Annotated in this window: 8 protein-coding genes; 6 read left to right on the forward strand and 2 right to left on the reverse strand. The window is 64.0% G+C overall.

Annotated features, from left to right (window positions below):
• Nucleotides 1-71: 71 nt before the first annotated feature.
• Nucleotides 72-377, forward strand: a complete 306-nt coding sequence (locus LWE61_RS13400) for a hypothetical protein (RefSeq protein WP_234150783.1) — start codon at nucleotides 72-74, stop codon at nucleotides 375-377.
• Between the two features lie 84 nt (nucleotides 378-461).
• Complete coding sequence (locus LWE61_RS13405; protein ID WP_234150792.1) at nucleotides 462-809, forward strand: hypothetical protein; 348 nt, start codon at nucleotides 462-464, stop codon at nucleotides 807-809.
• Here LWE61_RS13405 and LWE61_RS13410 read toward each other — a convergent pair.
• The gene (locus LWE61_RS13410; protein ID WP_234150794.1) at nucleotides 778-1,491 is read right to left on the reverse strand and encodes a class I SAM-dependent methyltransferase; all 714 of its coding nucleotides are present in this window, start codon (nucleotides 1,489-1,491) and stop codon (nucleotides 778-780) included. The two genes, LWE61_RS13405 and LWE61_RS13410, sit on opposite strands and share 32 nt — an antisense overlap.
• A 4-nt stretch (nucleotides 1,492-1,495) precedes the next feature.
• Nucleotides 1,496-2,713 carry a DUF3419 family protein gene (locus tag LWE61_RS13415; RefSeq protein WP_234150796.1) on the reverse strand — a complete coding sequence of 406 codons (1,218 nt, stop codon included), beginning with the start codon at nucleotides 2,711-2,713 and terminating at the stop codon, nucleotides 1,496-1,498.
• A gap of 270 nt (nucleotides 2,714-2,983) precedes the next feature.
• Between LWE61_RS13415 and LWE61_RS13420 the strand changes: the two genes are divergently transcribed.
• From LWE61_RS13420 to LWE61_RS13435, 4 genes are all read left to right on the forward strand, one after another.
• Nucleotides 2,984-4,192 carry a saccharopine dehydrogenase family protein gene (locus LWE61_RS13420; protein ID WP_234150803.1) on the forward strand — a complete coding sequence of 403 codons (1,209 nt, stop codon included), beginning with the start codon at nucleotides 2,984-2,986 and terminating at the stop codon, nucleotides 4,190-4,192.
• A gap of 101 nt (nucleotides 4,193-4,293) precedes the next feature.
• A complete protein-coding gene (locus LWE61_RS13425) occupies nucleotides 4,294-5,481 on the forward strand; it encodes a carboxynorspermidine decarboxylase (RefSeq protein WP_234150805.1) in 1,188 nt (395 codons plus the stop codon).
• A gap of 150 nt (nucleotides 5,482-5,631) precedes the next feature.
• Nucleotides 5,632-6,834, forward strand: coding sequence for a type III PLP-dependent enzyme (locus LWE61_RS13430; protein ID WP_234150807.1), 1,203 nt, complete (start codon nucleotides 5,632-5,634; stop codon nucleotides 6,832-6,834).
• 234 nt (nucleotides 6,835-7,068) lie between these two features.
• On the forward strand, nucleotides 7,069-7,376 hold a 308-nt coding region (locus LWE61_RS13435), incomplete at its 3' end, for a 3-hydroxyacyl-CoA dehydrogenase NAD-binding domain-containing protein (protein WP_234150808.1).

Consider the following 7,376-nt stretch of genomic DNA (forward strand, 5'->3'; position numbering starts at 1 on the left):
CCGCACGCCATTCTCTCCTTTGCAACACCGGTCTTTGGGCATAGTATCCCCAAAAATAGGGGAGAGATGCGATGTGGCTTTTGGTCACCGTGGCGGAGTCCATCCTGCTGATTTTCGGCAGCCTGTTGTGCGCGATCCTCTTGTGCCTCGCCGCCTGGCGGCTGATGCGACCCGTCCATCATCCTGAATTTGCAGCCTTCTTCATCGGCGCACTCACCATCCTCGCCGTGACCATGCCCATCGGCCACAGCCCGTTCCTGCGCATGGTGATGCTGTTCGCCGCGATCGGCGCTGTCCCGCTGTGGATCATGGGTCGCCAGTGGCGCGCGAACGAGCGGCTGAAACACCGCCATCACCACGGCCCCGGCGCGATCTGACAGGCGGCAAATCCCGCCTGTCGGCATCGTTACCATCGGTTAACGGATATTCTTTACCATATCGCTCCTGAGAAGGAGATGCGGGTGAATACCATCGGTCAGGACATCGCCGCCATGGCGCGGGTCGAGGCGGAGCGGATGAAGGCGGCCGTCGCCAATGCCCAGCCGAATGTGGAGATCGCCATGTCCAGCGCGCAGTTCGCCCGGCTGGCGGACCTGATCGCCGCGCTGGCCGAACCCGTCGAGCCAACCCCGCCCGTCGAACCGGCCGAGTCCGCCAGCACCACATGGGCGGCAGACTCCTTCAACGACACGCGCCATTGGGTGCCGCTCGACCATTTCCGGCGGGTGAAGGCGCAGGCGGACATGCTGCAAGCCGCCTACGACCGGCTGACCGGACCTAAAGACGACTTTGATTTCTTTCGCCACTGATCGCGTCGCCTGACACCCCCTCCCCGTCCAGGGGGCGCTCCAGCACCATGGTCCAGGCATAGCCGCGCAGGCTCGGCGATGCGCTGAAACGCAGCCCATGCCGCGCGGCGCAGGCCCCACCCGCCGCGAAAAGGTCGGCGCGCGGCGTGACATGGAACCGCGCCAGCCAGCCCATCAACAACCGCCGGAACCAGCGCGGCAGGCTCTCCTGCTGACCGAAATCGACGACATGCAACCGCCCGCCCGGCGCGAGCAGCCGGGCCGCCTGATCCAGCGCGCCCTGCCAGTCCGGGATCATCGACAGCGTATAGCTCATGAAGATGCGGTCGAACCGCGAGCGACTCAGCAACAGCGCGGCGTCGAGCCGGGTCGCATCCCCCCGCGCCAGCAGGGCGGTGGGCGCATTGCGGCGGGCGTTCTTCAGCATCTCCGCCGATATGTCGATGCCATGGAGGCAGGCAGCGGGATAGCGGCGCGCCACCAGCGCCAGGTTGCGCCCGGTGCCGCATCCCAGTTCCAGCACGGACCCGCCATCAGGCACGTCCAGCGCGCGGATCATCCGGTCGCGGCCCAGCAAATAATATTTGCGGCTGAGGTCATAGACATGCCGTTGCCAGCGATATTGCGCATCCATCAGCCTGCCATGCGCGCCCGGCCCCGACGCGATACCCGTCTCCAACATCGGTTCAGCCCCGCAGCGAATAGAGGTGGACACCGCCATAGATGGAGGAACGATCCCGCCGGGTATAATTCAGCGACTCCTCCGCATGATAGTGCCAGCGGTCCAGCAGCGCGCCGGGCAGGCGACCGGGCAACAGCGTCGGTTCGGCGGCGGTGCGGAACAGGACGCGCGCACCGGGCCGGGCCGTACGGCTGATCTGCGTCCAGATCGCCGTCAATTGCGCGTCGCTCATCCAGTCCTGCGCGTCGAGCAGGATATAGCGGTCGGCGCTGGCGTCCGGCTGCGTCGCCAGCCAGTCCGTCATATTGGCGTGATTGACCGAGACGCGCGGCGCGCGAGCGCGCACGATCTCGTAATTCGCCTCGTCCAGATAGGGCGGCACCGGGGCATCCGGCCCCTTGCCATAACCGCGGCCGAACGCCTGCCAGGCGAAATAGTTGGACTTCAGGTCATAGTCGCAGGCCAGCCGCTCCAGCCGCTGGCGCAGCACCGCCGCCATCTTCGCATCCCCGGCCAGCGCGTCATATTGGGCAGGCGGGATGCCGAGGCCGAAGAGGGAGGCGGGCTGGTCCGTCAGCCAGCGCACGAATTTCCGGTCGAAGATCGGGGCGAGCCGTTCCTCGAATATCGCGCGCTGCTCCTCCCGGTCGCGGGCGGCCAGCAGGTCGCGCGGGTCGATCCGGTACAGCTTGGCCACCAGATGCGCCGCGCCGATAAAACCGCCCAGCAGTCCGCGCTTATAGGCGCCCTTGCCGAACATGGTGATGCGGCGGCGGCCCACCATGTCGCGCCCCTCCCAGTATCGGCGCGATGTCTCGTCCAGATGGGGGCGGATATGGGTCCGATAGGCGTCGATGTTCTCCGCCCGGTCGGCATCGCCGAAAAAATGGCGGAAATGGGCATAGTCCGGCAGATGGACCGCCGCCACGCCCTTCAGCCTGTTGAGCGCGATATGGGCGGTGTTGAGGTCGACGGCGGTGATCCGCTCCGGGTCCGCCACCAGATAGGACAGGACATTGCATCCGCCGCTGGCGATGGTGACGATATGGCTGTCGGGCTGGATCGCCAGCGCCTCCATGTCCACCACCGGGTCTTCCCATATCTGGGCATAGACCAGTCCCCGGAAGGCGAAGGCAAAGGCGCGCTCCAGCAGCCCTTCCTTCGTCATGCCGTCATGGTTGATGACCGCCCGGTCGATCGCCTCTGCCCGTGTCTTGCTCATGCGCCCTTGCCCTCCGTCTGTCGGCCCGTCTGTCGGGATTGTCCTTGGCCCAGGATTGTCCTCGGAACGTCATGAAGGCCCGTTAGAGGGCGGCAGTGACCATGGGGTGACAGCGCGATGGCGCTTTTATGACCATGGGGTCGGGACGGTTGTGCGGGATGGGGTCGATGCCTCGCTACGCATTGCGTCCCGGTGAGTATGGCCTATATCGCGCCTTTCTCCGGCGCATGACGCCGGGACGGATTTGAAGCACAAGGGAGTGCATCGAGGATGAGCAAGATTCTGGTGATCGGCGCGGGCGGCGTTGGATCGGTTGCGGTTCACAAGATGGCGATGAACCCCGGCATCTTTCCCGACATCACGCTGGCCAGCCGCCGCGTGGGCAAGTGCGACGCGATCGCGCAGTCGGTGCTGGAGCGGACCGGCCAGACCATCCGCACCGCGGAAGTCGACGCCGACAATGTGGACGAGATGGCCGCGCTGATCGACCTCGTAAAGCCCAAGCTGGTCGTGAACCTCGCCTTGCCCTATCAGGATCTGTCGATCATGGACGCCTGCCTGAAGACGGGCGTGCATTATCTCGACACCGCCAATTACGAACCGCGCGACACCGCCCATTTCGAATATAGCTGGCAATGGGCCTATCAGGACCGCTTCAGGGAAGCCGGCCTGATGGCCGTCCTCGGTTCCGGCTTCGACCCCGGCGTGACCAGCGTGTTCGCGACCTGGCTGAAAAAGCACAAGTTCGACCGCATCGACACGCTCGACATCCTCGACTGCAACGGCGGCGACCATGGCCAGCATTTCGCGACCAACTTCAACCCGGAAATCAACATCCGCGAAGTGACCGCGCCCGCCCGCCATTATGAGAATGGCGAGATCGTCACCACGCCCGCCCTCTCCACCAAGCAGAGCTTCGATTTCGAGGGCGTCGGTCCCAAGAACATGTACCTCATGTATCATGAGGAACTGGAGAGTCTGGCCACGCACTTCCCGGAGATCAAGCGGCTGCGCTTCTGGATGACCTTCGGCGATGCCTATCTCAAGCATCTGGAAGTGCTCCAGAATGTCGGCATGACCCGCATCGACCCGGTGATCTATGAGGGCCGCGAGATCATCCCGCTGCAATTCCTGAAAGCCGTGCTGCCGGAGCCTGCCTCGCTGGGCGAGACGACCAAGGGCAAGACCAACATCGGCGACATCGCGACCGGCGTGGGCAAGGATGGCAAGGACCAGACCCTCTACATCTACAATATCTGCGACCATGAAGAGGCGTTCGCGGAGACCGGCAATCAGGCGGTCAGCTACACCACCGGCGTCCCCGCGATGATCGGCGCGGCGCTGGTCATGCAGGACGTGTGGAGCGGCGCGGGCGTGTTCAACATCGAACAGCTCGATCCCGATCCTTTCATGGACATGCTCAACCAGCATGGCCTGCCATGGCAGGTGAAGGAGCTTGAGGGTCCGCTGGACTTCTGACGGCCCCAACCCCGTTCGGGCCGAGCCTGTCGAAGCCTCGTACTTTACTTCAAGGAAAAACAGCCCTTCGACAGGCTCAGGGCGAACGGGGGTAGGTCATCATGGAAACCAAGGCCGGTGATCCGGGCGCTTTCGCCCATTTCGACCTTAACAGCGTCCCCACCCCCGCCTTCGTCGTGGACGAGGCGGCGGTACGGCGGAACCTCGCCATCCTCGCGGATGTGCGGGACCGGGCGGGCATCAAACTGCTCGCCGCGCTCAAGGCCTTTTCGATGTGGTCGCTGGGTCCGGTGGTTGCCGAATATCTCGACGGCGTCTGCGCGTCGGGCATCTATGAGGCGAAACTGGGGCGGGAGGAATATGCCGGGCCGGACGGTGACCGGGAGGTCGCAACCTATTGCGCAGGCTACAAGGCGGAGGATCTGCCGGAAATCTGCGCGCTCTCCGACCATATCATCTTCAACTCACCCATGCAGCACGCGCGGTTCCGCCCGATCCTCGACGCGGCGCGGGCAGCCGGGCACAGCTTCGACGTGGGGCTGCGCATCAACCCCCTTCATGCGGAGGGCGAGGTCGCCAAATATGACCCCTGCCAACCGCACAGCCGTCTGGGCTTCCCCATCGACCAGCTGACCGCCGATCATCTCGACGGCGTATCGGGGCTGCATTTCCACAGCCTGTGCGAACAGGATTTCCTGCCCCTGCAACGGACATGGGCGGCCATCGAATCGCGGCTCGCGCCCCATTTCGACCGGCTGAAATGGCTCAACTTCGGCGGCGGCCACCATATCACCCGCGCCGATTATCAGCGGGACGCGCTGGTCGCCTTCCTGATCGCGATCCGGGAACAGACCGGCCTTGCCCTCTATCTGGAACCGGGCGAGGCCGTGGCGCTGGACGCGGGCATATTGATCGGCGAAATCCTCGACGTGATGGACAATGGCATGCCCGTTGCCATCACCGACATTTCGGCCACCTGCCACATGCCGGACGTGATCGAGGCGCCCTATCGCCCCGCCATGCTGGGCGAGCGCACGGGTGAGCCGGTGACGCGACTCGGCGGCCCCTCCTGCCTCGCGGGTGACATCATCGGCGACTATGCCCTGCCGGTGCCCGCCGCACCGGGGGCACGCATCGCCTTCCTCGACCAGGGCCATTATTCGATGGTCAAGACCAACACCTTCAACGGCGTCCCCCTCCCCTCCATCTGGCTGTGGAAGAGCGATTCCGGGGCGTTGCGGGAGGTCCGGTCCTTCTCCTACGCGGATTTCAAGGCGCGCCTGTCCTGAACAATATGTGACAGTTTCATGACAGGGAATATTTAACCCCCATACTTTACAGGCCCCCCTCGTAGCCATATATCGCGCTCTCTCGCTGCCCCATGGGACTTCCACCGCAAGGCAGCACAATTGGCTGAACTACACTGGAGGTCCCTTGAATTGTACAAGCATCATAGCGCGCTGGGGGTAGCTCTCTCCCTCAAACCGGCAGCACCGGTAACGCTTATTCGCCCGCAGGCCGCCGCCCGCGCCGCACGGTTCTTCGTCGAGAAGTTTCCGGGCAAGTCGCTGTACGCAGTCAAGGCGAACCCGTCTCCTGAGCTTCTCCGGACGCTCTGGGACAGCGGCATTACGCATTATGATGTGGCCTCGATCACCGAGGTCCGCCTTGTCCGTCGCACCCTGCCCGATGCGAAGCTGTGCTTCATGCATCCGGTCAAGGCCGACGAGGCGATCAGCGAAGCCTATTTCCAGCATGGCGTCCGCACCTTCTCCCTCGACACGATGGAGGAACTGGACAAGATCGTTCGCGCGACGAAGGGCGCGACCGATCTGGAGCTGTGCGTCCGGCTGCGCGTCTCCTCCGACCATGCGCAGATCAGCCTGGCCTCCAAGTTCGGGGTCGATCTGGTCGATGCCAAGGAACTGCTGATCGCCACCCGTCAGGTCGCGGACGCATTGGGCATCTGCTTCCATGTCGGCAGCCAGACGATGAGTCCCCACGCCTATACGCAGGCGATGGAGCGCGTGCGCGCCGCCATTGTCGCCTCGTCCGTCACGGTCGACATCATCGACGTCGGCGGTGGCTTCCCGTCCGTCTATCCGGGCATGGAGCCGCCCGCGCTGGAGCTGTATTTCGATACGATCCACCGCACGTTCGAGAGCCTGCCGGTCAGCTACTCGTCCGAACTGTGGTGCGAGCCGGGCCGCGCCCTCTCCGCCGAATATAGCTCGCTGATCGTCCGCGTGGAGCGGCGTCGCGGCAATGAGCTGTACATCAACGACGGTGCCTATGGCGCTCTGTTCGATGCCGCCCATGTCGGCTGGCGCTTCCCGGTGCAGTTGCTGCGCCCCGAAGCGAACGACACGGAGATGGAGGCTTTCAGCTTCTATGGTCCGACCTGCGACGACATGGACCATATGGCTGGCCCCTTCATGCTCCCCGGCGACGCAAGGCCCGGCGACTATATCGAGGTCGGTATGCTGGGCGCCTATGGCTGTGCGATGCGGACGGCGTTCAACGGCTTCTCTTCGGAGCATGTGGCCGAAGTGGCCGATGAACCGATGGCCAGCCTGTACCGTGACGAAGTCGTCGCACCGCGCGTTTCGAACGTCCTGCGGTTCGGCAAGTCGAGCAGCTGATCGACCATCGCCTTCTTCTCATCCAGTCAGAAAATCCCCCGGAGGCCAACTCCGGGGGATTTTTCTTATGACCCGGCCGCTCCGGGCGATGCGCCACGTTAACTTTTGCAATGCAGAACAAATGGCTACCGCTCAGCTTCGGGTTTGCATCTGTCGGACGACGCCTTATTAGGGTGCCCGGCTCATGCCGCATTGCACCATCTTCCATCAACTATCCCGGAAAGTCGCAACTTCATGAGAATCACGATGATTGGTTCGGGCTATGTTGGCCTTGTGTCCGGGGCCTGTTTTGCGGATTTCGGTCATGACGTGATCTGCGTGGACAAGGACGACCGCAAGATCGCGGCGCTGAAGGCGGGGCAGATCCCGATTTTCGAGCCGGGGCTGGATCATCTGGTGGCGGGCAATGCGGCGGCGGGTCGGCTGTCCTTCACGACCGACATCGCATCGGCGGTGGCGGGCGCGGACGCGGTGTTCATCGCGGTGGGCACGCCCTCGCGTCGCGGCGACGGCCATGCCGACCTCAGCTATGTCTATGCCGC

The sequence above is a fragment of the Sphingobium sufflavum genome (assembly GCF_021403115.1).
GTDB lineage: Bacteria > Pseudomonadota > Alphaproteobacteria > Sphingomonadales > Sphingomonadaceae > Sphingobium > Sphingobium sufflavum.

Bases quoted from the DNA above. Each gene is read 5' to 3' on its own strand.
- LWE61_RS13410 (WP_234150794.1), bottom strand. From the start codon at position 1,491: ATGTTGGAGACGGGTATCGCGTCGGGGCCGGGCGCGCATGGCAGGCTG.
- LWE61_RS13415 (WP_234150796.1), bottom strand. From the start codon at position 2,713: ATGAGCAAGACACGGGCAGAGGCGATCGACCGGGCGGTCATCAACCAT.
- LWE61_RS13425 (WP_234150805.1), top strand. From the start codon at position 4,294: ATGGAAACCAAGGCCGGTGATCCGGGCGCTTTCGCCCATTTCGACCTT.
- LWE61_RS13420 (WP_234150803.1), top strand. From the start codon at position 2,984: ATGAGCAAGATTCTGGTGATCGGCGCGGGCGGCGTTGGATCGGTTGCG.
- LWE61_RS13400 (WP_234150783.1), top strand. From the start codon at position 72: ATGTGGCTTTTGGTCACCGTGGCGGAGTCCATCCTGCTGATTTTCGGC.